Source organism: Agrobacterium sp. 5Ca50 (genome assembly GCF_055381905.1).
This window is the reverse complement of record NZ_AP026438.1, coordinates 2,304,843-2,330,127: the sequence shown is the minus strand read 5'-3', so window position 1 is coordinate 2,330,127 and position 25,285 is coordinate 2,304,843. Positions and strand designations below refer to the sequence as shown.

21 protein-coding genes are annotated in these 25,285 nt (G+C 53.7%); 12 read left to right on the top strand and 9 right to left on the bottom strand.

Annotation, left to right across the window (positions count from 1 at the left end):
• Positions 1–4: 4 nt before the first annotated feature.
• Both ade and ACZ5FM_RS11375 read right to left on the bottom strand, forming a co-directional pair.
• Positions 5–1,699 (bottom strand): adenine deaminase, encoded by a 1,695-nt coding sequence (gene ade, locus ACZ5FM_RS11380; RefSeq protein ID WP_464038711.1) that lies wholly within the window; start codon positions 1,697–1,699, stop codon positions 5–7.
• Positions 1,700–1,817: 118 nt separating this feature from the next.
• Positions 1,818–2,924 (bottom strand): branched-chain amino acid ABC transporter substrate-binding protein, encoded by a 1,107-nt coding sequence (locus ACZ5FM_RS11375; protein WP_192488368.1) that lies wholly within the window; start codon positions 2,922–2,924, stop codon positions 1,818–1,820.
• 264 nt (positions 2,925–3,188) lie between these two features.
• Between ACZ5FM_RS11375 and ACZ5FM_RS11370 the strand changes: the two genes are divergently transcribed.
• Positions 3,189–4,349 carry a DUF3095 domain-containing protein gene (locus tag ACZ5FM_RS11370; protein WP_464040457.1) on the top strand — a complete coding sequence of 387 codons (1,161 nt, stop codon included), beginning with the start codon at positions 3,189–3,191 and terminating at the stop codon, positions 4,347–4,349.
• Between the two features lie 226 nt (positions 4,350–4,575).
• On the opposite strand, the gene ACZ5FM_RS11365 is transcribed toward ACZ5FM_RS11370, so the two are convergent.
• From ACZ5FM_RS11365 to ACZ5FM_RS11350, 4 genes are all read right to left on the bottom strand, one after another.
• Entirely contained in the window at positions 4,576–4,893 is a 318-nt protein-coding gene (locus ACZ5FM_RS11365) for an ArsR/SmtB family transcription factor (protein WP_192488369.1), read from the bottom strand.
• A gap of 412 nt (positions 4,894–5,305) precedes the next feature.
• Positions 5,306–6,352 carry a choline ABC transporter ATP-binding protein gene (gene choV, locus ACZ5FM_RS11360; protein WP_192488370.1) on the bottom strand — a complete coding sequence of 349 codons (1,047 nt, stop codon included), beginning with the start codon at positions 6,350–6,352 and terminating at the stop codon, positions 5,306–5,308.
• Positions 6,349–7,233, bottom strand: a complete 885-nt coding sequence (gene choW, locus ACZ5FM_RS11355; protein ID WP_250982397.1) for a choline ABC transporter permease subunit — start codon at positions 7,231–7,233, stop codon at positions 6,349–6,351. Before choW ends, choV begins: the two co-directional genes overlap by 4 nt.
• Positions 7,234–7,295: 62 nt before the next feature.
• Positions 7,296–8,252 carry a choline ABC transporter substrate-binding protein gene (locus tag ACZ5FM_RS11350; protein WP_464038710.1) on the bottom strand — a complete coding sequence of 319 codons (957 nt, stop codon included), beginning with the start codon at positions 8,250–8,252 and terminating at the stop codon, positions 7,296–7,298.
• Between the two features lie 253 nt (positions 8,253–8,505).
• Here ACZ5FM_RS11350 and ACZ5FM_RS11345 point away from each other — a divergent pair, with 253 nt between their 5' ends.
• The 7 genes from ACZ5FM_RS11345 to ACZ5FM_RS11315 all read left to right on the top strand — a co-directional run bounded on the left by ACZ5FM_RS11345 (position 8,506) and on the right by ACZ5FM_RS11315 (position 16,359).
• The gene (locus tag ACZ5FM_RS11345; RefSeq protein ID WP_250981987.1) at positions 8,506–9,087 is read left to right on the top strand and encodes a thymidine kinase; all 582 of its coding nucleotides are present in this window, start codon (positions 8,506–8,508) and stop codon (positions 9,085–9,087) included.
• Positions 9,088–9,196: 109 nt separating this feature from the next.
• Positions 9,197–9,646 carry a pseudoazurin gene (locus ACZ5FM_RS11340; RefSeq protein ID WP_259143704.1) on the top strand — a complete coding sequence of 150 codons (450 nt, stop codon included), beginning with the start codon at positions 9,197–9,199 and terminating at the stop codon, positions 9,644–9,646.
• Positions 9,647–9,766: 120 nt separating this feature from the next.
• Positions 9,767–10,855: a coiled-coil domain-containing protein gene (locus ACZ5FM_RS11335; RefSeq protein WP_192488375.1), complete on the top strand. Its 1,089-nt coding sequence runs from the start codon at positions 9,767–9,769 to the stop codon at positions 10,853–10,855.
• A 67-nt stretch (positions 10,856–10,922) separates the two neighbouring features.
• The gene (locus tag ACZ5FM_RS11330) at positions 10,923–12,026 is read left to right on the top strand and encodes a hypothetical protein (RefSeq protein ID WP_464040456.1); all 1,104 of its coding nucleotides are present in this window, start codon (positions 10,923–10,925) and stop codon (positions 12,024–12,026) included.
• A 4-nt stretch (positions 12,027–12,030) separates the two neighbouring features.
• Positions 12,031–13,953 carry an AAA family ATPase gene (locus ACZ5FM_RS11325; protein ID WP_464038709.1) on the top strand — a complete coding sequence of 641 codons (1,923 nt, stop codon included), beginning with the start codon at positions 12,031–12,033 and terminating at the stop codon, positions 13,951–13,953.
• The gene (locus tag ACZ5FM_RS11320; protein WP_464038708.1) at positions 13,950–15,248 is read left to right on the top strand and encodes a DUF6638 family protein; all 1,299 of its coding nucleotides are present in this window, start codon (positions 13,950–13,952) and stop codon (positions 15,246–15,248) included. Before ACZ5FM_RS11325 ends, ACZ5FM_RS11320 begins: the two co-directional genes overlap by 4 nt.
• Positions 15,241–16,359 carry a DUF2333 family protein gene (locus ACZ5FM_RS11315; RefSeq protein WP_464038707.1) on the top strand — a complete coding sequence of 373 codons (1,119 nt, stop codon included), beginning with the start codon at positions 15,241–15,243 and terminating at the stop codon, positions 16,357–16,359. The genes ACZ5FM_RS11320 and ACZ5FM_RS11315 overlap by 8 nt, the downstream gene beginning before the upstream one ends.
• 71 nt (positions 16,360–16,430) lie before the next feature.
• On the opposite strand, the gene ACZ5FM_RS11310 is transcribed toward ACZ5FM_RS11315, so the two are convergent.
• Together ACZ5FM_RS11310 and ACZ5FM_RS11305 are read right to left on the bottom strand one after the other, a co-directional pair.
• Entirely contained in the window at positions 16,431–17,141 is a 711-nt protein-coding gene (locus tag ACZ5FM_RS11310) for a helix-turn-helix transcriptional regulator (protein ID WP_250981981.1), read from the bottom strand.
• 274 nt (positions 17,142–17,415) lie between these two features.
• Positions 17,416–17,931 carry a TIGR00645 family protein gene (locus ACZ5FM_RS11305; protein WP_192488379.1) on the bottom strand — a complete coding sequence of 172 codons (516 nt, stop codon included), beginning with the start codon at positions 17,929–17,931 and terminating at the stop codon, positions 17,416–17,418.
• A 470-nt stretch (positions 17,932–18,401) separates the two neighbouring features.
• Between ACZ5FM_RS11305 and ACZ5FM_RS11300 the strand changes: the two genes are divergently transcribed.
• Positions 18,402–20,675, top strand: a complete 2,274-nt coding sequence (locus ACZ5FM_RS11300) for a TonB-dependent hemoglobin/transferrin/lactoferrin family receptor (RefSeq protein ID WP_464038706.1) — start codon at positions 18,402–18,404, stop codon at positions 20,673–20,675.
• 87 nt (positions 20,676–20,762) lie between these two features.
• On the opposite strand, the gene ACZ5FM_RS11295 is transcribed toward ACZ5FM_RS11300, so the two are convergent.
• A complete protein-coding gene (locus ACZ5FM_RS11295) occupies positions 20,763–21,602 on the bottom strand; it encodes an extensin-like domain-containing protein (protein WP_464038705.1) in 840 nt (279 codons plus the stop codon).
• 277 nt (positions 21,603–21,879) lie between these two features.
• Here ACZ5FM_RS11295 and ACZ5FM_RS11290 point away from each other — a divergent pair, with 277 nt between their 5' ends.
• From ACZ5FM_RS11290 to ACZ5FM_RS11280, 3 genes are all read left to right on the top strand, one after another.
• Positions 21,880–24,069, top strand: coding sequence for an anthranilate synthase (locus ACZ5FM_RS11290; protein WP_464038703.1), 2,190 nt, complete (start codon positions 21,880–21,882; stop codon positions 24,067–24,069).
• A 72-nt stretch (positions 24,070–24,141) separates the two neighbouring features.
• Positions 24,142–24,822 (top strand): TIGR02117 family protein, encoded by a 681-nt coding sequence (locus ACZ5FM_RS11285; protein ID WP_464038702.1) that lies wholly within the window; start codon positions 24,142–24,144, stop codon positions 24,820–24,822.
• Between the two features lie 18 nt (positions 24,823–24,840).
• Positions 24,841–25,254, top strand: a complete 414-nt coding sequence (locus tag ACZ5FM_RS11280; RefSeq protein ID WP_259143738.1) for a VOC family protein — start codon at positions 24,841–24,843, stop codon at positions 25,252–25,254.
• Positions 25,255–25,285 lie beyond the last annotated feature (31 nt).

Genomic DNA, 25,285 nt, shown 5'->3' with positions numbered 1-25,285 from the left:
CCGTTTAGATGAGGGCGAATTTATCCACGTCGACCATGCCCTTGTCTGAAATCTTCAGGTGAGGGATGACCGGCAGAGGTAGGAATGCCACCTGCAAGAACGGCTCTTCGAGCGTGGTGCCAAGTGCGTAAGCCGCCTGGCGCAATGTGTGCAACGTGTCGCGCACGCTTTCATACGGTTCGAGGCTCATCAGACCAGCGATAGGCAAGGCAATTTCGCCGGTGACCTTGCCGTCTGCGACCACAACAAAACCGCCCTTGATCTCACCCAGTCGGTTGGCGGCAAGCGCCATGTCGTCTTCATTGACGCCAACCACGCAGATATTGTGGCTGTCATGACCGACCGTAGAAGCGATCGCACCGCTCTTCAGACCAAATCCCTGCACGAAACCATTGGCATGGTTACCGTTCTTGCCGTGGCGCTCGATAACAGCGACTTTGATAATATCCCGGTCAAGATCAACGGCCGTCTGATTGCCGCTGGAGGGCAGGCGGAAACGGCGATGTTCGGTGATGATCTTGCCCGGCATAACGCCGATGACGGGTGTTTCACCTTCGCTGACCGGCACGCCAAAATGTGAAGCCAGAACATGCCTTGCCTTCACGCTATCCAGACCGACGGGTTCAATTGGTTTACGGGCATCAAACAACGCGTCGGATACCCGCCTGCCGGCAGCAAAGACCATTTCCGCCTTGCAGTTTTCAAGGCTGTCCAGCACCACCAGATCGGCGCGCCACCCGGGTGCGACGAGGCCGCGGTCGCGCAGGCCGAAGGCGCGCGCTGCGGAGATAGAAGCCGCACGGTAGATCGCCAGAGGCTCAATGCCATGGGCAATTGCCGTGCGGATCATATAGTCCAGATGGCCCTGCTCGGCGATGTCTAGCGGATTTCGGTCGTCGGTGCAGAGCGCCAGATAGGGCGACAGGCGTTCGGTGATGATGGGCATCAGCGCGTGCAGATCCTTGGAGACAGACCCTTCGCGTACCAGAATATGCATGCCTTTGCGGATCTTTTCCAAAGCCTCAGGTGCATTGGTGCATTCATGTTCTGTGCGAATGCCAGCCGACAGGTAACCATTGAGCGCGGTGCCAGACAGAAGCGGGGCATGGCCATCAATGTGCTGGCCTTGAAAGGCTTCGAGCTTTGCCATGCAAACCGGGTCTTTGTGGATAACGCCGGGGAAATTCATGAATTCGGCAAGGCCGATGACCTTGGGATGGCTGCGAAACGGCAAAAGCCGTTCGATCGGCAAATCCGCACCTGCGGTTTCCAAATGGGTTGCCGGCACGCAGGATGACAACTGCACGCGGATATCCATGACCGTCTGCAGCGCTGAATCCAGAAAGAACTGAATACCTTCCGTGCCCAGCACATTGGCGATTTCATGCGGATCACAGATCGCTGTTGTCACGCCATAGGGCAGCACACAGCGGTCAAATTCATGCGGTGTGACCAGTGAGGATTCGATATGCAGATGTGTATCGATGAAGCCTGGGACGACAATCTTGCCGGTGATGTCGATTTCCTGTTTTCCGACATAGTTTTCGCAGGTGCCGACGATGGTATCACCACAGATCGCGATGTCGGAGGCGACGAGTTCACCGGTGACCAGATCGAAAAAACGACCGCCTTTCAGAACGATATCTGCCGGTTGGCGGCCTGTGCCCTGATCGATCCTGTTTTCAAGAGTAGCGGTCACGGCAGCCTCATCTGTTCAAAAAATATGGATTCTCAACCTAGAACAATTCCTGAAAAAACAAAACCGGGCGCTTTGCAACACCCGGCTTTTCTGTGTCGTAAGTGACGAAAGTTGCAGCTTATTCAGCTGGAACGATCTTGCCGCCTTCCCACTTGTAGAGCGAGAATGCCTGCGAGGTCAGGTCACCAGCTTCACCGTAGGTCACGGCGCCGATTGCTGTTGCAACAGGCTCACCGGACTTCAAGGCTGTGGTAACTGCTTCGGAATCTTCCGCGCTGCCAGCCTTTTCGATGCCAGCCTTCAGAACTTCAACTGCAGCATAGGCGTTCAGGGTGAATGCTTCCGCAGGAATGTTTGCAGCAGCGAGCGCATCAGCGGCAGTCTTGGAGTCTGCATTCTTCAGGGCGTCAGCAGCGTTGGTGAAAACGGTGCCAGCAGCTGCTTCAGAACCTATGTTCCAGAACTCGGAGTTGGAGAGGCCGTCACCACCAATTACGGTGATCTTGGCGCCAGCGTCGTTGATTTGACGAACCAGCAGGCCAGCTTCAGGGTGGTAACCACCGAAGTAAACCACATCAACCTTTTCAGACTTCAGACGGGAAACGAGCGCGCTCAAATCCTTTTCGCCTGGTGTCAGGGCGTCATCGAACACTTCCGTTACGCCACCGGCGTTCAGGGTCTTCTTGAAGGAGTCTGCCAGGCCCTTGCCGTAAGCGCCCTTGTCGTTCAGCACGGCAACGCGCTTGTCCTTGAGGTTCTTGATGACATAAGCAGCTGCAACTTCAGCCTGCTGATCGTCGCGACCGCAGGTGCGCAAAATGTTGGTGAGACCACGATTGGTCAGGTCTGGAGCCGTTGCAGTCGGCGTCACCATCAGGATGCCGTTTTCAGCAAAGACGTCAGATGCTGGAATGGCAACGCCCGACGTTACAGGACCAACGACAAAACGAATGCCTTCAGCAACCAGCTGGTTGGCGGCAGAAACGCCCTGCTTTGGTTCGCCGGCATCGTCCGCCAGCTTGAGCACGACTTGCTCACCGAGAATGCCGCCCTTCTTGTTGATCTCGTTCACGGCAACCTGTGCGCCGTTCTTGACCTGCTCGCCATAAGCGGCAACCGGGCCGGTCAATGGGGCGATAAGGCCGATCACGATTTCTGCGTGCGCCAGAGGCGCGAAGGCGAACGAGGCGGCGAAAGCGACGCTTGCCAGTAGCTTAGTTTTCATGTGCTGTCTCCTTGGGGTGGGCTTTTCGCCCGTTTGTGGTCTGGACGGTTTTCACACCACCAGACGTTGGTCGCTCCGTTCATTTTTGCGTTCGGCAGCATCCTGTTCGCAGTCTAGGAAATTAGACCACGATTCCACAAGGTGTTTCGTGCCGATTATTGTTTTGTTTGTGGTATCTTGGACAGCTTCTTTCGTCGGCTCGACACGATAAATATTCCCATGCAGCCTCTGGTGTTTGAACTGAAATGGACCGATATTTCAGTGATGAGCCAAACCACAGACGATTTCCTTGAAAAGCTGCCTGTTATTCTCGATTTTGAGGATGTGGCAGACGCGTCCCTCTACTTGCCATTGCCAGATGGCTGGGCGCTTGCGGTTGCTGATATTATCGACTCTACCGGGGCAATTGAAAGCGGGCGCTACAAGGCCGTCAACATGGCGGGTGCAGGCGTCATCTCGGCCATCGCCAACGTGCTTGGCAAGGCCGACCTTCCATTCGTGTTTGGTGGCGATGGCGCCGTGGTTGCAATCCCGCCCGACGGTCTTGATCAAGCGCGAGACGCGCTATCTCGTGCCCAAAGCTGGGTGCGTGACGATATGGATCTGGTATTACGTGCAGCACTGGTGCCGGTGTCAGAAATCAGGGCGAATGGTCTGGACGTACGGGTCGCCCGTTACCGTGCCAGCGAACATGCGACCTATGCTATGTTTTCGGGCGGCGGTAATAGCTGGGCAGAAGCTCGCATGAAGGAAGGGCTTTATACGATTGAAGCTGCCACCTCTGGTTCGCGGCCGGATCTGACCGGGCTTTCCTGTCGCTGGAACCCGATCAAATCCAACCACGGTCAGATTGTTTCCATCATTGCCATTCCACACCCCAAAGCTGACCCAACCGCCTTTCGCAAGCTGGTGGCGCGGGTGGTGATGCTTGCCAATGAAGATGGCCGGGGAGGGCATCCCGTACCCGTGGATGGGCCGGAGCTCGGTTTTGTGCGCGAGGGGCTCGGCTTGGAGGCGCGGGCGCAATCCGCTCAAGGCGATCTGACCGCGCGGCTGCGGCACTCCCTGTCTATTCTGGGCCAAGTTTTTCTGGTGCGTGTGCTTTATGCCTTCGGGGCATCGCTGGGACGCTTTAATGCGGCAAACTATAAGCGAGAAGTGGCCAGCAATACCGATTTCCGTAAGTTCGATGACGGGTTGAAAATGACTGTGGATGTCTCGGTATCCAGTCTCGCTCGTATAAAGGATACGCTAAAGCAGGCGGCGGACGACGGCGTTTGTTATTATGGCATGCACGAACAGGACGCAGCGTTGATGACTTGTATCGTGCCAACTGCGCTTAGTCACGATCACATGCATTTTGTCGATGGTGCTTCAGGCGGTTACGCCACGGCGGCAAGCCGCCTCAAGGCGCAAATGGCGTAAATCTACTGGCGTTGAGGCAAAGTAGCCGTCAACCGTGACTATGACCTCACGTAACGTGAAGTAAAAAATGTGATTTATATCGATTGAAATGAATATTTATTCTGCGTTAGGCCATAAATGACAAAAGCGGCCATGAAAAATGACCGCTTTCATCGAAATACACTTATTTGGCGCAATTATTTTGCAGACTTCTTTCACAAGAAAGCTGCAATGTTCGCGCTATCATTCAGGCAGCAGACTTGCTGCTCTGCGGCTGACAATAAATCTCTTCAAGCGAAGCCAGGATTTTCTTCACAGCTTCAGATGAGCTGGAGTAGTAGATCGTCTGTGCGTCGCGACGGGTTTTAACCAGCCTCTGTGCACGCAGCTTGGAAAGGTGCTGGGACAGAGCCGACTGGCTAAGGCCAACCTGTGTTGCCAAAACACCAACGGGGACTTCACCTTCGACAAGGCTGCAAAGGATCATCAGCCGCTTTGGGTTTGCCATTGCCGACAAAAGCCCCGCAGCCGCGTTGGATTGCTCTGAAAGAGATTGGGTATTCATATGCGAGGCTCTCCTGCGAACGCGTCACGTTGGCTTATTAAATTTGATGTGCCCAATTTAGCAAGATGGACACAATGTTGTATATACCTAAATCTAAGGTATAGGACCACTTTATTAGTTTCGTTTTATATTATCATGTAAAAATAGTTTATCAGCAAATTTTGTTAAGAAAACGTACTCTATTTGCCGGTTTCGGGCTTGAAAATGCCATTTTTTGCTGGGTTTGCCGGTTTCATCCAGTGCAGTGTACAAATTATGTGATTTTTCCCAGCTAGGTCATTTCATCTACTGAAACGTTACAACTGCGAATTTTTGCGTATATTCCTTTTATTGATGATAAAAAAGACATGTCACATATTCCAGAGAGCGCCGCGTCCTGATGTGGAATCACCTGCGAATCAGTGTCACGCCGTTAGCGATTACGGTGCCGTGTCAGTCCGCTCACCACATCATCTGCTGATATCGTGCCAATGATGGCGCCGTTTTCAACCACGCCAATCATGCCCGGATGTTTGCTCAAAGCGTCGAGAATGTCGATGAGCGGAACGGAGGCGCGCGCCGTGCCGGAAATCGAACGTTTGCCTGTCTGCTCCGATATGCCCGGCTTCATGATGTCACCTGCGGTGAGCATCGAGATCGGGTTCATGTTCTGCACGAAGTCGGCGACATAGGAGGTGGCCGGATTTTTGACGATTTCCTGCGGTGTGCCGCACTGGATGATGTGGCCACCTTCCATCATGGCAATACGGTTGCCGATACGAAATGCTTCGTCGAGATCGTGACTGACAAACAGGATGGTCTTTTTCAAGCGGCTCTGGAATTCGAGCAGTTCATCTTGCAGGCGGCTGCGGATCAGTGGATCGAGAGCGGAAAACGGTTCGTCCATCAACAGAATTGGTGCGCCTGTTGCAAAGGCGCGGGCAAGGCCAACACGCTGCTGCATTCCACCGGAAAGCTCGCCAACCTTGCGGTTTGCCCATTGTTCAAGCTTGACCAACTCAAGCTGCTCGGCGACGCGCTGTTTGCGTTCTGCTTCCGGCACATTGGCCAGTTCCAGACCAAAGCCGATATTATCTGCAACATTGCGCCAGGGCAGCAGGCTGAACTGCTGGAATACCATCGACACCGTGTGAGTGCGTAACGCGCGCAGTACGCGAGGCGACGCCTTGTAAGGATCGACATAACCATCGTCGGTGCGAACGCTGACATTACCGCGCACGACCGGTGCCAGGCCGTTTACCGCGCGCACCAGGGTGGATTTCCCCGAACCAGACAGCCCCATCAGGACGAGAATTTCACCTTCCTTGACGCTCAGCGAGGCATTGGCGACACCCAGCACAAGACCTGTTTCGCGGTTGATCTGGTCACGACTTTTGCCGCGGTCGATCAGGGGAAGGGCCTTTTCCGGTTTGTCACCAAAGATGATATCGACATTGCCGAAGATGATTGCGTCACTCATGCCTCGTCCTCCGAGCCTGGAAGGCGAAACAGACGGTCGAGAATGATCGCGAGGATCACGATGCAGAGACCGGCCTCAAAGCCCATGGCAATATTAACGGTGTTCAATGCGCGGACGACGGGAACGCCAAGGCCGTTGGCGCCCACCAGTGCTGATATGACCACCATGGACAATGACAGCATGATGGTTTGCGTCAGGCCGGCCATGATCTGCGGCATGGCAAAAGGCAGTTCGACCTTGCGCAGCACCTGCGCCGGTGTCGCGCCGAAGGCGACGGCTGCTTCAACTAGGGCAGGCGGCGTCGAGATAATGCCGAGCCGGGTCAGACGAATGGGGGCCGGAATGGCAAAAATGACCGTAGCGATCAAGCCGGGCACCATGCCAAGCCCGAACAGGATCAGCGCCGGAATAAGATAGACGAAGGTCGGGATGGTCTGCATGAGGTCCAATGCCGGACGCAGAATGACGTAGAACCATTTGCGACGGGCGGCGAGAATACCGAGCGGCACACCGATGCTCATGCAGACAACGCTTGCGGCCAGAACCAGTGCAAGCGTCTCTGTGGTGGCTTTCCAGTAGCCGAGATTGACGATTAGCAGCAGTCCGAGCGCCGTAAACAGCGGTACGCCAATCGAACGGCGCACCCAACAGGACAGCGCGGTGATGATGGCAATGATCAGCAACGGATGCGGCGCCTGTAAAACAAACAGCAACGCATCAACGACGCTCTTCAGGATGAAGGACAGCCAGTCAAAAAAGAAAGCCAGATTTGTCGTCAGCCAGTCGATCGCGTCTTTTGCATAACGTCCGACAGGAAGACGGTTTTCAGATGCGCTGATCCATTCCACAGAAAGACAGCCTTTCGTGATAAAATATCTTATAAAAACCCGGCCATACCGCGATGGCCGGTTATAGTTTCAACAGGATTTCCATCCAGCGTTTTTTAGAGGCCGAGAGCAGTTTTTACAGCAGGCAGGCCTTCTTCACCCTTGAAGGTGGTGACGCCGGCAAGCCATGGTTCGATTGCTGTCGGATTGGCTTTCATCCATGCGGTTGCGGCAGCTTCCGGGTCCTGTCCGTCGTTCAGAATCTTGCCCATGATCTCGTTCTCCATCGGCAAAGAGAACTGCAGGTTCTTCAGGAACGTGCCGACATTGGCGCATTCTTGCGTGTAACCGGCGCGAACATTGGTGTGCACCGTAGCGCCACCGAAGTTCGGGCCAAATACATCATCGCCGCCCGAGAGATAGGTCAGCTTGAAGTTGGCATTCATCGGGTGCGGTTCCCAGCCGAGGAAGACGATGGGCTGGCCGGATTTGTCGGCGCGTGCCACCTGGGACAGCATGCCCTGCTCGGAAGATTCCGTCACTTCGAAGCTTTTCAGGCCGAATGTGTCCTTCTCGACCATGCCGAGGATCAGGCGGTTGCCGTCATTGCCTGGCTCGATGCCGTAAATCTTGCCTTCCAGCGCGTCCTTGTGGGTGACGATGTCTTTGAAGTCCTTGATGCCGAGTTCGGCGCCCTTGGCATTGGTGGCGAGCGTGTATTTCGCGCCTGCCAGGTTTTCGCGCACCGTTTCCACGGACTTGTCGTCACGGAAAGGCGCGATATCGGCTTCCATTGTCGGCATCCAGTTGCCGAGGAAAACGTCGATGTCCTTGTTTTTCAAAGACGTATAGGTGACTGGAACAGAGAGGATCTTCACGTCGGTCTGGTAGCCAAGGCCTTTCAGAAGAACGGAAGCTGTTGCGGTTGTTGCGGTGATGTCAGTCCAGCCGACATCGGAGAAGCGAACTGTTGCACAGCTTTCAGGCTCTGCCGCCTGGGCTCCTGCACCGCCAAAAGCCAAGATTGAAACTGCCGCGGCGAGGGCAAGACAGCGCCTTTTGTTGACAAGCATTGTGTACTCCCTGTTTTTTGTTCCCGTGCCATTATCAATATATGCCCGACACAATCAACTCATGCGCATTTGCGTGCGGGCTCACTTTATTTGCGACATGATTTGCCGTGCATAACATTTTGCTAGCAAAACTGGCCGATAAATCCTGTGGTTTTTGATGCTTTGCGCTTCCCATTCCGGTTGTGGGACGCCAAAAGCCTTACGCAGACGAATATCTGGCGTGTTGGCGCCTTACATTTCAGCCGGAGACGACATGGCCAAGCTTTATTTCAATTATGCCGCGATGAATGCCGGCAAATCGACCATGCTGCTACAGGCCTCATACAATTATCATGAGCGCGGCATGCGCACATTGATTTTTACCGCCTCTTTCGATGACCGCGCAGGCGTCGGCCGGGTCGCATCGCGAATCGGACTTTGCTCTGATGCGCTACTGTTTTACCCTGAAACCAACATTTTCGAAGAAGTGAAGACACTCCATGCTGAAGAGGCTGTGGCATGTGTCTTTGTCGATGAAGCCAACTTTCTGTCCGAACATCACGTCTGGCAGTTGGCCGATATTGCCGACAAGCTGAATATCCCTGTGATGGCCTACGGCCTGCGCACCGATTTTCAGGGCAAGCTCTTTCCATCTTCGAAGGAATTGCTGGCCATTGCCGATGAGTTGCGTGAAATCCGCACCATCTGCCATTGCGGCCGCAAGGCGACAATGGTTGCCCGTTATGATGCATCCGGCCAGGTCATCAAGGAAGGTGCGCAGATCGATGTCGGTGGCAATGAGAAATATGTTTCCTTCTGCCGTCGCCACTGGGTGGAGGCTGTCAAGGAAAGCTGAGCGCCGCATATAGTTTTCTGTGTTTGATTTTGGTCAAAGAGTGCACAGCATCTTCGCGGTATCACGCACTCAACGCCGCAGGGTGCGGCTTCGCTCAGGAGTGCAAAAGATGCAAAATAAATTCCTTCGTCTTGTCAGCGCCGTTGCCGTTGCCGGCTTGTTCGCCTTTCCGGCTCTTGCCGCCGAAATTGAAGTCAAGATGCTGAACAAGGGCGCTAATGGCGACGCCATGGTGTTCGAGCCGCAGGCCGTTAAGGCCAATGTCGGCGACGTCATCGTGTTCGTGCCGGTCGACAAAGGACATGACGCCGCTGCGGTCAAGGGCATGATCCCTGAAGGTGTAACCGAGTTCAAAGGCAAGATGAACGAAACGCTGAAAGTGACCATCGACAAGGAAGGCGCTTTCGTCGTGAAATGCACGCCGCACCTTGGCATGGGCATGGTTGCACTCATCGTTGCCGGTGATGCGCCAGCAAACCTCGACGCCATCAAGACCGGCAAACTGCCAAAGAAGGCACGTGAACGCCTTGATGCAGAGATTGCAAATCTCGGCCTCTAAGTTTGTGATTTAACTGCAATCTCTTGAATTTGCAGTTTCCAAAGCTGATAATTTCTATAAGGTCGCCTTAATCTGAAAGGCGGCCTTTTTGCTGTTCATCGTTTGGGGAGAGAAACTCATATGGCTACGTTGCAATCCTTCGATACCGAAATCGAAAAGACCAAAGTTGCGGTCAACGACATGCGTACGAAACTTGAGCAGTCGGGCGTGGTGCTCGATCAGTTCTCCAAGGCGGACACCAAACTTGGCGATGTGAATTTCGATATTGAAAATGCGCGTATTCAGGACGTTCTGACCCAGCAGAAGGTGATGGAAGCAAACATTGCCGACCTCATCATCGGGCTTGAGGATGCGACCAACGTGTTTGGCAGCGAATTCGAAAGCATGAAGAACTACACCGGTTATGAAAAATTTATCGGTGTTTTCTCAAAGCAGAAAGCCCAGCGCATGCGCACCGAGCGTGTTCGCAACATGTCGCTGGCCGGTAATCTTCAGGAACTCTTGTCCAAGTCCGATAGCATTGTCGGCATTTTGAAAGAGCAAAAGAGCGTTCTCGACCAGCGTTATTCTTCTTCTGAGGCAAGCCTTGTGCAGGTGATAGAGCGTCGCAAGGGCACGATCGCATTGCTGGAAGCGACCCAGAAGCAAATTGAACAGCTGAACCCGGCGCTGCTTGATATTGAAAACAAGATTGCAGCCTCCACCGAGCAGTCGCAGCGCACCGAACTTGAGGGTCAGCGCTCCAAGCTTGCCACGGAATATAATCTTGCGCAGGCAAAAGAGCAGGAACTTCTGGCCGAGAGCCAGACGCTGGAGCGTTACACCTCGATGTTCCAGACCTTCGTGGATTCGCTCAACAACCAGATTGCCGCGCAAAATACGCTGATCAACAAGCTGACCATCGATACCGAACAGCGTATCGTTCTCTACAAGGCGCTTGAGGACAGCTTGAAGACCGCCGCCCAGCAGGACGTTGCGCACAAGATCAACACACTCGGGACGCAGGTGGATGCGGCCGCTGCGGAAACAATGGCGGGTATCGGCTCTGCCGCACAGCGTCATATTGGCGATCTCTTGGAAATGCATGAGAAGAACATGCTTTCGACCCAGGATATCCAGCGCCGCAAGAAGCTGGCAGACGAGGCGTTCTCGCGCCGTTTCCAGGCGGTACTCGACAAGCACAATTCGGCTAACTACGTGAAGCAGTAAGATAAGCTGGGGTATTCCGTTGCTACCTTCCGCCAACAATGCCGCAGTGACGCAGTATTTCAATACCATGGCCGCGGCGCTGAACGGCATGGATGTTTATTTTTCGCAACCCAACCTGATGCTTCCGGGCAGCGGGTTGGCGGGGCGTTTGTTGCTGCCTTACATCGAACGGCTGAGAAACTCCTTCACCTGCTGGCAGAACCGGGTCGGGTTCATGGAGCAGTTTCGCATTTCGCGAGCTGAAAGCGGCTTCCCGGTTTTCCAGAGTGTTCTGGAACTGGAAAACGATCGCAATGGTGCTGAAAAGCGGCTGGCTTCCATTCCGGAACCCGATGTTCTGCGTAGCGAAATGGCCGATTTCATTTTGCGCCACAGGGAATTTCCGGCAACGCTGCAAACGCAGATGGCTGAACGGCTTTACCTGCAGCAAATCCGTAAAGGTGAAATTTTCTCACCCTTCGTGTTGCCCGAAACCATTCATGTGTCGGTCAATCCTCAAAATTCTCGTCCGGTTTATGTGGTGACGTGGGGCGTGTTCGACGGGCCGCAGACACTGCCGATGATCTATATCGCCACCATTGAGGATTCGTCTGAAAATGTTGACCGGTTGCTGGTGGGACCGGATGGCAAGTTGCGAAATGATGTCGATATTCCTTTGCCAATCGGTGGTTTGCTGAACCCGGAACTGGCAACGCGGTTTGATGATTTTATTGTCCGCAACGGAGCCTATGGCTTAACGCCCGCAACCATTGCGTCCAATCTCGACAAGGATTTCGAGACGCTGCATCCCAAGCTTTTGCGCCGTATCGTGCTTGGCCCATTCTACTCATCCGGCATCACTGAAAATAATGCCAGGATCAACGACATTCTCTCCAAGGTTCGCAGGGATGAAAATGCTTGGCTGATGAGCTGGACGATGCAGGAGATATTCTCGAAAAACGAACGTCCGGCATCGCGTGGCTTTTTCTCTTCCACGCCTGCCGTTCAGGAATTCCATATCGAAACCAATGATCTGGAAGCGGCGCGCATGGGTGTAAGCGCTTACGAAAAACACGCGCTGGTGCCGCATGAAGCGTATCAGGCGCTCTATGCCGCAGGTGAGGCAACCGCAATCTTCGGCAATTACAAGGTTCACGTAATTTCCGGTCGTCAGGTGGTAAGCGAGGTTTGATCCGATGAACAGTTTGAATGCCGGACTGACGACTATCCATGAAAATGAGATTGCCAGCCATCTGACCCTTGCACAAAGTCTGGTGACAAAATTCATCGTGCTGGACAGTGGCAACGGACAGGGCAGTGGTACTGCTTTGGCCGGTACCGGCAGGCGGTTTGTTTCAACCGTGTCGACGACTTCGGTGCGCAGTACCCGTGAAGTGGAACTGGCGCGGACAATTCAGGCGGTAAAGTCATCTGATCCAATGCTTTCTCCGCTGCAGCACACGGTGCTTTACCGTGTGCGGCGTGGTGTGCAGATTGCCTTGGCCGTGGCGGATATATTTGCGCGACAGACGGCGCTGGAACAGTTGCAGGCCCGCAATCGTGCTGCGCCATTGTCCGGCGCCGATGCCGAGCATTTCAAGGCGCTGCTGTCCGCTTCGTCCTACGTTGCGGCGTTTACGCTGGGTGCTTATCTGCTTTCGACCTTGCCGGGTGACGGTGAGCCGGTCGATGATACAAGAGAACCGGACTTCCTGTTCGATACACCGCAGGATGCGATGAAGAGCATGCTGGCCGGGCTGGATGCAGGTTTGGCAGGGGCCACAGACGAGGCCGCCCTTGTGGCGCGCAGCCGGGCCTTTGCCCGGGACGCCATTCAGGGGCTTTTGACGCGCAAGGCACGTTTTGCGGCGCTTTCGGTGTTTGAAAACAACCATATCCGTGTGGATCAGGATGATTTCACACTGGATGGTTTTGATGTGACGCCAGGTGAAAAGCGCAAGCCGCTGTCGATGAGCTTCAAAAAACCGGAAGAAATCATTGGCAACCACATTGCCAAATATCAGGCGCTGAAACTGGCCAAGATGATGATGGCCTATGATTTCGACCGGCAGATGAACCCGTTTGTCGAGTTGGGTGGGTTTCTGTTCACCTTCATCGGTGATGGCATGCCGGGGACGGGCAAGACCATTCTGATCCAGATGCTGGCCGGCATGTTGAACGATTATTGTGAAGTTGCCGGTTACGCCTTTCACTACGAAAACTTCGGCGTGGACCAGATTTCGTCCTATCAGGGCAAGTCGGGGCAAAACGCCAAGGCGTTCATCAACAATGTGATGAACCCACGTGCTATCGGTTTCGGTACCATTGATGATGTCGACCAGGTTGCAGCAAAACGTTCTGATGACCGCGCCTCTGCCGGTCAGCATGAAGTGACAGCAGTACTGATGGAGAGTTTTGCCGGTGCCTCGACGGTCGTTCGCGGCAATTGCTCTTTCGGCATGTTCTCCAACTATCCGGAAAATGTCGATGACGCGCTGCGCCAGCGGGCAGGGGCGCGCTGGTTGGTGGATGGCCCACAGACCGAGCACGATTACATTGATATCTTCTCTCTGTTGGTTGGTAAGAACCACTCCATTCCGCTGGGCGAGCACGCGTTGTTTGCCGATCAGGAAATCAAGAAGGCCGTGTCCGGCTCTTATGAAAAACACAGCCAGCCGCAAGAAGACGGTCTGGTTGCCGTCTGGGAACGTTATGAGCGCGCACATGGCCGCATTCAGACGCTGGCCGATATCGGTGCCTATCTGCATATGATCAAGCTGGCCGAGCCGCGCTTTACCGGTCGTGCCATCAAGAACATTACCGACGCCATCAAGATGCGTGCGATGGACGTGGAACTGCCGGATGCCTGGTTTGAAACGCCTGATGCTTTCATGCACAAGTCCTATGATGACAAGAAAGCGATGATTGCCGAACTGCGTGGCCCGGTGACGATGGATATGATCCTTCAGGAGATCAATCGGTACGCTGACAGTGAATTCCGCTACACCGATAAGTCCGACGATGCGGCGGTGACGGATATCATCCGCCGTGAACGTCAGCGTGAGAAGGCGATTGCTGAAATCGAGGCGATGAAACGTGACGGACGGTGGTCGCAATGAACCGTCTGCTGGAAACAGAACTGATTTACGGGCGGTTGCTGGAAATTGCCGAGCCACATCTGGTCGAGCGCTACAACAAGGCGCTGGAAGGGTTTGGTCTGCGTAAAACCACGCTCGACAGCTTTGAAATCGACATGACCGGCTTTTCTCCGCAAATTGCCGATGAGCTTGGCGACAAGGACTATCTGGACCCCAACCGGGTCAATCGCCGTTTCATCATCATGACGCCGGAGCAGGAAAACCTGCCGGTTGTACATACCAGCTTTTCCAATACCGCCGGTTTGATGCATGAGTTTTTTGCGGCAAACACCCGCTCAATCAATGCCATAACCATCAAGGATGCATTGTTTGGCGAGATTGAAGACAGCGTCTCTATTGTTGAAAGCCTTGAGGATCTCCTGTCGATAAACGAAGTCAGTTTCCGCATGTTTTCGACTGAAAACGTGCTGGCCAAGGCGGCTGAACTGCGGCAACTGGTGGACCGGCTGCAAAGCGACGAAAATGCCTGGCGTGATGACGACATGCTTAACCGCATGGTGGAGCTCGCCAAGCTGACGGGCGATATTCGCCAAAACAGGTTGGTGCCGGACCAGTTGGTTTTCCGCCACGATGCGTTCTGGGCCAATCATTTTGGCGGCGTGTTCATCTTCCTCGATGGTCGCAACACCACGGTTATTTGTGACGCAAAGGCGCCGGGTTTCCGTCGTTCGCGCCCGTGGCAGGTTAGTTATATTGCCATTGATGACCACCAACGAGTTTATGACTTCCTGGCAAAAACCGGGCGGATAGAACTGCCGCGGGCCAGTTGGGTTGAAACCTCTGGACTGCTCAGGCACCGCTCGGACATGATCCTGAAGCAGCTTGTCAATAATGCAGCACCTGATGCTGGCACGCTGATGGCGGACCCGATCTGGATGCAGACCTGGTTGCACATGAATGGTGCGACTGTGACCCGTAACGGTGCCTATCCGTTTTTGCAGGATGCGATGCGCAAGATTTCCAGCACCGGCAGCATCCGCATGGAGGATGTGAAACCGGAATGGCGGTTCATGCTGGTGCGCGCTCGCGTCGAGCATGCCGACCAATGGCTGGTTAACCGGTTGATCGCCCAGATGGTGCCAGCGGACTTTGTTTCGCGGTTTATCTTCGACAAGCAGGGTTTTTATGCTTCTTATGAGCGATATTCTGAAAAGTTTCGTGAGTATGTTGTATCGACACTGACCGGAACATATTTGAAAGACAAAAGAGAGTTTCGCCAGCGACTTTATGGCATAGGAGAAGATGACCATGCTTGATCCGATCATCACATTCTTCCAACGGCTTTTCAGTGCCATAGGTCGAGGGGTCGGCATCGCAGTTGCCTGGGTGCTGTGGCCTTTCATGGCCGCGCATGGCTGGTATAATCAACGCACATGGACAGTGAAGGGCATCGTCCTTGCGGGTCTGGCTGTGCTGGTTGTGTCCTACGGCTATTTCATCATTCAGACACAGCGCTGGACTAATTTTGATCCGGACTACATCGCGGCCTATAAGTTCGCTGAAAGAACTGTTCCGGCAGGGCAGGAGTTGCCAGCCACTGATGGTGCGGCCCGCACGTGCCAGCGTTCGGCAATCGTCGATGTTGCTGCTGATCTGACAGACTTTAACGTCAATCAGAATGCATGGATTTCTTCCATGCTGCTGTACCGTTTTGGCCTGTTCGGCATGGATTGGGACAATACGCCATTTCTCGACAATAAGGCATCCTTCCAGCGCGGTGTAAACCAAGCCGTTCGCCGTACGTCGGTTGAGCTCGTTGATACGCTGGGCCGCGTTCGCGGCACTTCGGGCATCAATGCCAATCTCCAGGAAGCGCGTGGCAACATGCAATTCAGCGAATATTCCTGGTATTTCGGTCTTGATCCATTCGGTCCCAAAACGCCAACACCAAGCTATTACCGTTCTGCTATCCGCAGCTTCCAGTCATTCAACACCGAACTGGTGGCGTGCAATGCCGTATTTGATGGACGTGCCGACAACCTGATTCAGTTTATCGATCGTATCGCCGGTGACATTGGCTCGACCTCTGCCATTTTGCGTGAAAGATCGGAAAACTATAATGGCGGCTGGTTTGACACTCGTGCGGATGACCGCTTCTGGTTCGCTTATGGCCAGCTTTACGGTTATTACGGCGTTCTGTCTGCTGCTGGTGCCGATTTCTCGCAGGTTATCCGTGAACGCAACCTGACAACCCTGTGGAATGACACGCTGGTGCAGACCCGTGCGGCACTGCGCATTCAGCCGGCGATCATTTCCAACGGCGAGGAAAGCGGCTGGCTTATGCCATCGCACCTGGCGACAATGGGCTTTTACGTGTTGCGTGTTCGCTCCAACCTTGTCGAACTGCGCTCCGTTTTGGATCGTTAAAAACCATAATCCTGCCATGGGGAAGCCCGTGGCAGGATCATTATTTCCGGTAGACTTTTTTGATCGGCGACTTAGCTGATCAGCTTGGAACGGATGGCCTTTGCCACCAATTGCGTACGATTGACGCAGTCCAGCTTCTTGATCGCATTATTCATATAGGCATTGACGGTATGGTCTGACAGCGAGAGGATCTGGCCGATCTCGGCTGATGTTTTTCCTTGTGCTGTCCAGCGGATCACCTCAAGCTCCCGCTTGGTCAGGGTGCGGACCGGTGCCATTTCATTGCGCTTCATGCTGTCATAGACATCATAAGCGTGCAGCCCGATCATGCCCAGCGCATTCATCACGCTTTGGCAGGGCTGCGTTGTGTCACCATCGAACCGTATGATGTAGCGTTCGCCGGATGGCGCGTTTATCGGGATCATCACACCGCAGGCAATGCCGTAGTCTGTCATGATGCGCCGCATCTCGTCCGGAAATGGTGGAACGGAGTCATGAACCGACCAGAATTGCGGCAGCAGGGAACGGTTGAGACGCGGAATAACCGGGCAAAGCGGCAGAAAATGATGGGCGTCGATCTCGCGGACGAACCGCGCCGAAATTGTGCTTTCGACAACCAGCGGCGCCAAAAGCAGATCATTGACGGTCGGCGATATGATCAGCGAGACGTGGGCAAACCCGAATTGTTTGGCAACCTTATGAACGGCAAGCAGCCAAGCCGGACGACTGTCGGCTGCTGATATCTCTTCGCTCAATTGCGATTGCCGTTCGATAACTGCCATTAAAAGGGTTTCTTTTGTGGGCCAATTTGCCTGTATGTTAACGGTAACAAATATATGAAATACGCTGAAACGCTACTGATAAATTGGTAGTTTGAAACGCTGATTTAAACGGGATTTATTTATTGTGGTATATCAGAGCGTTATCGGACGTCAATTGGTCTGACAGATTTTCCACTGCCGGCGGTCAAATGTGACCCGACCGAAAATGTCCCTGCCGGTGCCAAAAAATGAAGAATCATTTCCGGGGAACCAGTTTTGAAGAAATCAAACTCCATTATGGTTTTGGAGTTTGATCCTTTGGTTTTGCCATCAGCTTCTCGAGGAAGCCGAGCATGACGGCCGAGACCACAAAAGCCAGATGAATGATGGTGAACCACATCAGCTTGTTGTCGGTGTACTGGTTGGCATTCAGGAAGATTTGTAGCAGGTGAATGGACGAGATTGCCACAATGGAGGAGGCGACCTTGATCTTCAGGCTGCCGGAATCCAGCTTGCCAAGGAAGGACACTTCCGCATCTGCCTCATCAAAACGGCTGACGAAGTTTTCGTAACCGGAAATCATCACCATGACGATCAGACTTGCAACAAGCGCTGCGTCAATCAAACCCAACATGGCAAGGATCATATCGGCTTCATCATAGGTGAAGACGTTTTTGGCGACCTTCAGGAATTTCAGCACGAAAGAAAACGCGTAAACACCCAAAGCTGCGACTAGCCCCAGATAAAAGACGACCAGAATCCAACGGCTCGAGAGGATTATGCGTTCTACGAGGAGTTCCAGCGATTTCATTGACGGGCTTCCGATAATGGCTTGGTGATCAAGTATAGGGGTTTTCAATATTAGCGGGCATTTAGGGGCCTCCCGGCAAATCCGCAAGTATGAGCGGATAAAAATATGAGAACGGCAAGAGTATCCAAGGAGTTATATTTTTGATTGTTTTAATATTCTAACTATCGTGTCGGTTGATTTTCGGCTTGCCGCTTGCAGCTTCTACGTAATTCTACCTGTAATTGACGATTGCTTTTCCGTTATTTTTCGTTCCGGTGCACTGTCATTGTTGTGTTTTGGCAACATTTCATTCCAGATTTAATTATGAAACTTTCAATCATGTTTTCTATATTGACTATAATAGTCATGTTTTTTAATCGTCCGTAACAGCGGTTTCACCGCCAATTTTTGCATATTCCGACAGGGGTGGGAGAGCGTTGCGCCATCGTCGCAGCGACTGTTTCCGTGCGCCTGCATAAAGGGGGACGTAAATGATAATTGGGCATTCCAGATCAGCACTACTTGTCTGCACAGCAATGGTCCTGCTCTCCGCCTCCGGCGCATCCTACGCGCAGGACGCTGCTCAGGCACAATCCGCCGATAGCACTCTTCTCAACAGGATCGTGGTCAAGGGCAAGCGCGCAACTGCGGCCAATGCTGCATACGACACGCCACTTGCCAGCCAGACAACGGCTGATCAGATCCGCAAGAAGGAAATCAGCAACGTCCGCGATCTCGGTAATACGACGGAACCAGGTGTTGATTTCGTGGAGTCGAAGCCTGGTAAAACAGGTGGCCTGTTTATTCGCGGTCTCGGCGGCGCACGCGTTACAACATTGATCGATGGCATCCCAGTTCCATTCTTTGAGAACTATGCACGCAGCACCGTTGCGACGACTGGCATGAGTGACACCAATAACAGTTATGACTTCTCGTCGCTGTCCCGCGTCGATGTTCTGCGTGGTTCGGATTCCAGTCGCATTGGCCCTGGTGCTCTTGGTGGTGCTTTGGTGTTGCGGACGCTTGAGCCTGAAGACCTGATTGAAGAGGGTCGCGATTGGGGCGGCGTTGCCAAGCTTACCTATGACAGCGAAGACAGAAGCTTCGGTGGTAATGTCGCGGTCGCCAAAAAAGTACAGAATACGTCTGTCCTTTTCCAAGGTGGCTACAAGAAGGGCCATGAGCGCAAAAATCAGGGTACGGCCGACATTATCGGCGTGAACCGAACCGAGGCAAATCCTGCCGACTACGATCAGTACAACTTGCTTTTCAAGGTTCGTCAGGACTTGGAAGGTGGCCATCGCATAGGTCTGACGGCGGAACGGTTCAATCTCGACACAAAAACCGATCTTAAAACCTTGCAGACCTCTACGTTTACCGCTGGCACTGCCGGGTCAACCAACAGGGTCGGCGACTATTGGGGCTATGACGATACGCGTCGTGATCGCGTCTCGCTGGATTATGAATATGAAGCGCCATCCGCCGATGCGCTGATCGACAGTGCAAATCTGACGCTCTATTGGCAGCAGCTTGCCAAAGACGCTGGCTCCTATGGCCGCCGCAACAACGGCACGAATTATGGTCGTTACAACCAGATGGAAGAAAGCTCCATCGGTTTGACCGGCGGCGCATTGTCCGAATTCAGCACCGGTAATCTGCACCACGAAGTTCGGTTTGGTGGAAACCTCCAGTTCTTCCAAACGGACCAGTTTATTCGTGTTGTGCCGGTAACGACAGTTGTTTCGCAGTCCGACATCCCAGACGTCGATGGTCGTCGTCTCGGTCTGTATCTTGATGACCGTATTTCCTTTGGAGATTCAGGTTTTGCGCTAACACCCGGTGCTCGCCTGGATTGGTATGACTACGATCCAAAAGCATCCGCAGGCTTTAGCAACAATACTGGATTTCCTGTCTTCGGTTTGCCGGATGGACAGGATGGCATTCGTATCTCGCCTAAGCTGCTCGCTACGTATCAGCTGACGCCTGAAGTCGAACTGTTTGGTCAGTGGTCTATGGCGTTCCGTCCTCCGACGGTCAATGAACTGTACATTGATTTCCGGAATGGAAGCTTCTACGCGAACGTTGGTAATCCGGACCTGAAGCCTGAAACCTCTCAAGGTTTTGAAATGGGTGCGAGCTATCAGAGTGATGATCTGACGGGTAAGCTCACCCTGTATCACAACATCTATTCGAATTTCATCGATGTGTTTGGGACGCCAGGTGGCATTGGGCAGCCAACGACCCTCTATACGTGGCGCAACCGAAACAAAGTTGAGATTTCAGGTGTTGAAGTCAGTGCTCGCAAAGACTTCGCAAACGGCATCTTCCTGCATGGTTCGCTTGCCTATTCTTACGGCAAGGACAAGGATACAGGCGAATTCATCCGCACTGTTGCACCGGTCAAATCGGTTCTCGGTATCGGTTATGAACAGGAAACCTGGGGCGCGGATCTCTCGACCATCTTGTCAGGTGGCATGAGAGAAGATGGACGGGTGATACCGATTACTGGTCCAGCATTTGCGTATGACACGTTCGATGCTCCCGGATATGGCATCGTTAATCTGACGGGTTGGTGGGAACCCGAGCAGACCAAGGGCCTGCGCATTCAGGCTGGTGTCTACAACATCTTTGATAAGACCTACTACAATGCTGTCGGTGTCCGTGATGTCAGCACTAGCGGAGCTGCGTCGACGTCCAATCAGCCTGTTGCGTTCTATTCAGAACCAGGTCGTTCATTCAAAATTTCTCTCACCCAGAAATTCTGATCGCAAAAACTGGCGGGGGGCCGGGGAAAGAAAGGGCGGTGCGAAAGCGCCGCCCTTTGGTTTGATTGGTTGTGGCAGTCTCTTGCCTTACCGGCAGTAGAGATAATCGCCTTTGCGCTCCAGTACATCGAGATGGAGGTGATCCTGATGGGTCGCGTCGCTGCCGGGCGATAGCACGGTCTTGAAAAACAGGCAGGCGGCCGTGGTGATGGTGCGCTGAAATGCACCTTCAACGGTGCCGTCTTCACCGCGTGGTTTCATAATCAGCGGCTCACCCTTATCAAAAGCAATTGATGAGACATCGACGGCGTTGCCTTTGGCATGTTCGGATATCTTGCCATTTTCAGCGCTGTTGCGGTTTCTGCAGACATAGGTGGATGCATTGGCGATAGCGGTGATCTTGCGCTCCGGCATCGACAGTTTTGCGGCTGGCACCAGCATATCCTTTGCCCAGCGGCTGAGAGCAAGCGCGGTTTCGCAGCGCATGGGTCCTGGCGGATCAAGCTTGATGCCCTGTCCTATAGAGGACAACTCAATAGGAGATGCTATGCCACAGCCATTTTCTTCACCCTTGATGGCATCCAGCGTCTTGAACTCGGCACCCAGCGTTTTGAGTTCCGCAAAACAAGCCTGCAATTCCTCAGGGTTTTCCTGCTCTACGGGAATAACGGCTTCCGGTTTTTCCTCAGGTTCAGTCTTTTTGTCTTCAGCTTTGCTTTCGGGTTCGGTGGCAGGTGAGGGCGCTTCCTTGTCCTCTGGCTTAGGTTGGGGCTTTGGCGTTTCTGCCTCAGTTGGGGTGTCCACGGGTTTGGTATCTTCGCTCTGTTCCTGTGCAGGTTTCTGTTGTGGAACGGGAACAGTTTCAGGTGGCTTAGAGGCTGAGATCAGCAGCAGGCTCGCTGCCAGTATAACAAAACGATGAGGCATTTTGCCGGGCACTCCTTCGTATCGGTGAAGGGTCAACGCCTTTGCCTGCATTCGGTTCACTGCGTGCTTGGAAAGCACTTGCCATATGATTTTCTGCACGCTAACAATTGCCGCCATGAACACAACGTCTAAGAACATCGGTAACTGGTGGTGGGGCAGCTAACGCGGCCTTGACCAGTCATGTCTTCAGACGACGACCAAGCCGCCCGAATTCTCAGGCGGCTTTTTTGTTATCTTGCCGCCTGCCATCGGGTCTGAACAAACGGGGAAGTAAGAAATGGTAACGATCATTCAGGATGATGGCAGTGAAATCTACGAGACGAAGGGCGGCGTGAAAGTGACACGCCAGCGTCGTGCCACTGACTATGCTGGTGCAATCGACTCTTATATCGAACGGCTGGACGAACGTCGCGGCGCGGTATTTTCCTCCAACTATGAATATCCCGGTCGTTACACCCGTTGGGACACTGCAATCATCGATCCGCCACTTGGTATTTCCTGCCTCGGGCGCACAATGTGGATCGAAGCCTATAATGGGCGCGGTGAAGTTCTGCTGTCCTTTATTCGTGAAAAACTGGCGGGGACACCGGATCTGACACTCGGTGTATCGTCGGAGCGTCGTCTCGATCTGGTGGTCAATGAGCCAGACCGTGTCTTCACTGAAGAAGAGCGCTCAAAAATCCCGACGGTATTTACGGCACTGCGGGCGGTCGTTGACCTCTTCTATTCCAGTGCCGATTCAGCCATCGGCCTGTTTGGCGCCTTCGGTTACGACCTCGCATTCCAGTTTGATGCCATCAAATTGTCGCTGCTGCGACCTGAGGACCAGCGCGACATGGTCTTGTTCCTGCCGGATGAAATTCTGGTCGTTGACCACTATTCCGCCAAGGCATGGATTGACCGGTATGACTTTGAAAAAGCTGGCGTCACAACGACTGGCAAGGCTGAAGACATCGCCCCTGAGCCTTTCAAGCCAACCGACGTTATTCCGCCAAAGGGCGATCATCGCCCGGGTGAATATTCCGAACTGGTGGTCAAGGCCAAGGAAAGCTTCCGTCGTGGTGACCTGTTTGAAGTGGTGCCGGGCCAGAAGTTCATGGAACGTTGCGACAGCAAGCCGTCCGACCTGTCGCGTCGTCTGAAAGCCATCAACCCGTCGCCTTATTCCTTCTTCATCAATCTCGGCCATCAGGAATATCTGATCGGCGCGTCGCCGGAAATGTTCGTTCGCGTATCCGGTCGTCGCATTGAAACCTGCCCGATTTCCGGAACCATCAAGCGTGGTGATGATCCGATTGCTGACTCGGAGCAGATCCTCAAACTGCTCAACTCCAAGAAAGACGAATCCGAGTTGACCATGTGCTCGGACGTTGACCGCAACGACAAGAGCCGCGTTTGTGAACCCGGCTCAGTCAAGGTTATCGGTCGCCGTCAGATTGAGATGTATTCGCGGCTTATTCATACGGTTGACCATATCGAAGGTCGCCTGCGTGACGGCATGGATGCGTTTGACGGCTTCCTCAGCCACGCATGGGCTGTCACGGTTACCGGTGCGCCGAAGTTGTGGGCCATGCGCTTTATCGAAAGCCATGAAAAGAGCCCGCGCGCCTGGTATGGCGGTGCCATCGGCATGGTTGGCTTTAATGGCGACATGAATACCGGTCTTACCCTGCGCACCATTCGTGTGAAGGATGGCATTGCTGAGGTGCGGGCAGGGGCAACACTGCTCAACGATTCCAACCCGCAGGAAGAAGAAGCTGAAACCGAACTGAAGGCGTCGGCAATGATCGCGGCGATCCGTGATGCCAAGGCTGCCAATTCTTCTGCTTCAAAGCGCGATGCTGCCAAGGTCGGCGCCGGTGTCAAAATCTTGCTGGTCGACCACGAAGACAGCTTCGTGCATACGCTGGCCAACTATTTCCGCCAGACAGGAGCCACGGTTTCCACTGTGCGCACGCCAGTACCAGCAGAAGTTTTTGATCGCTTCGATCCTGATCTGGTTGTGCTGTCGCCCGGCCCGGGCAATCCGACCGACTTCGATTGCAAGGCAACCATCAAGGCGGCGCGAGCTCGTGATCTGCCAATTTTCGGTGTGTGCCTTGGCTTGCAGGCATTGGCGGAAGCCTATGGCGGCGAGTTGCGGCAACTGGCTGTACCGATGCACGGCAAACCGTCGCGCATTCGCGTCCTTGAGCCAGGTCTGGTGTTCTCAGGTCTTGGCAAGGAAGTCACCGTTGGCCGCTACCATTCGATCTTTGCCGACCCCGCGACGCTGCACCGTGATTTCATCATCACCGCGGAAAGCGAAGATGGCACGATCATGGGTATCGAACATGCCAAAGAGCCGGTTGCGGCCGTCCAGTTCCACCCGGAATCCATCATGACGCTGGGGCAGGATGCTGGCATGCGGATGATCGAGAACGTGGTTGCGCACTTGGCGCGCCGGTCGAAAACCAAGGCTGCTTAAGCCAGTTACAGACGGCGGCGTTGACAAAACGCCGCCGTTTTCATTTGCAAACCAGCCGGGTGATGCGCAGCCGTGAAATTTCTCAGATATCTCTGTGTTGGTCTGGTTTTGATTGCATTTGCGGTTGCGGCCGGAACAGTGCTGCCGCGAGGTCACGCTGAAGATATCGCGGCAAATTCACGTCCCATTCTGGTGCTGAAAAATCCCATCCATACGGATATCGCGCTTCCCGTAGATGCTGAGTTGCTGGCGCGTTTTTCCTTCCTGCGCGACAATGGTCTCGATATCGATAACCCCGGTCTTGCTTATTTGATCATAGGTTGGGGAGGGCGTTCGTTTTACACGGAAACGCCAACCTGGGCGGATTTGAAGCCTGTGCCGGTGTTGAAAAGTTTCACACTCGATCAATCGGTCATGCATGTCGCGCTTGCCGGCCAAATTCCCCTTACGGATGCGAGTGTTACGGCGCTCAATATTTCCGATGACGGATATCGATCGCTGCTGGGCTTTATCGAGGCCAGTTTTTCCAGGCCACAAGGCAATCCCGTTCCGCTCTTGGGAAAATCCTACGGCTCTGACGATGCGTTTTTCGAAGCCAATGGTTATTTCAACGCCTTGCTGGGCTGTAACACCTGGACGGCAGCTGCCTTGCGCGCTGCGGGTATCAAGACCGGATGGTGGACGCCATTGCCGCCCTTGCTGATAACATCATTGCATTTGCATAATGATGTCGCAGCCGTGCCGGCACCGTGATTGGAAAGAGGAAGACCGATGAGTGACAGTCGTGATGCCAACCAGCCTTTCATCTCCTTTCAGCGCACTTGCCCGATCATCCGTATTTTTGATGAAGACAAGGCACGAGAATTCTACGTGGACTTCCTTGGTTTTCAGCTTGATTGGGAACACCGCTTTGGCGACAATTTCCCGCTCTACATGCAGGTATCCCGTGCAGGCCTCGTCCTGCACTTGAGTGGCCATCATGGTGATGCCTCACCCGGCTCCAATACTTTCGTGGTGATGAAAGGTGTTCAGGCCTACCAGAAAGAGCTGATCGCGAAAGATTACACCTATATGAAACCGGGCGTTGAGACCTTGCCTTGGGGATTGCAGATGGAGGTCACTGATCCCTTCAGCAACCGAATACGGTTCTGTGAGCAGAATGATGGTGGCGAGGCGTCTGTCTAGCGAGACTTGACGTTTTCAGACGATTGAACGA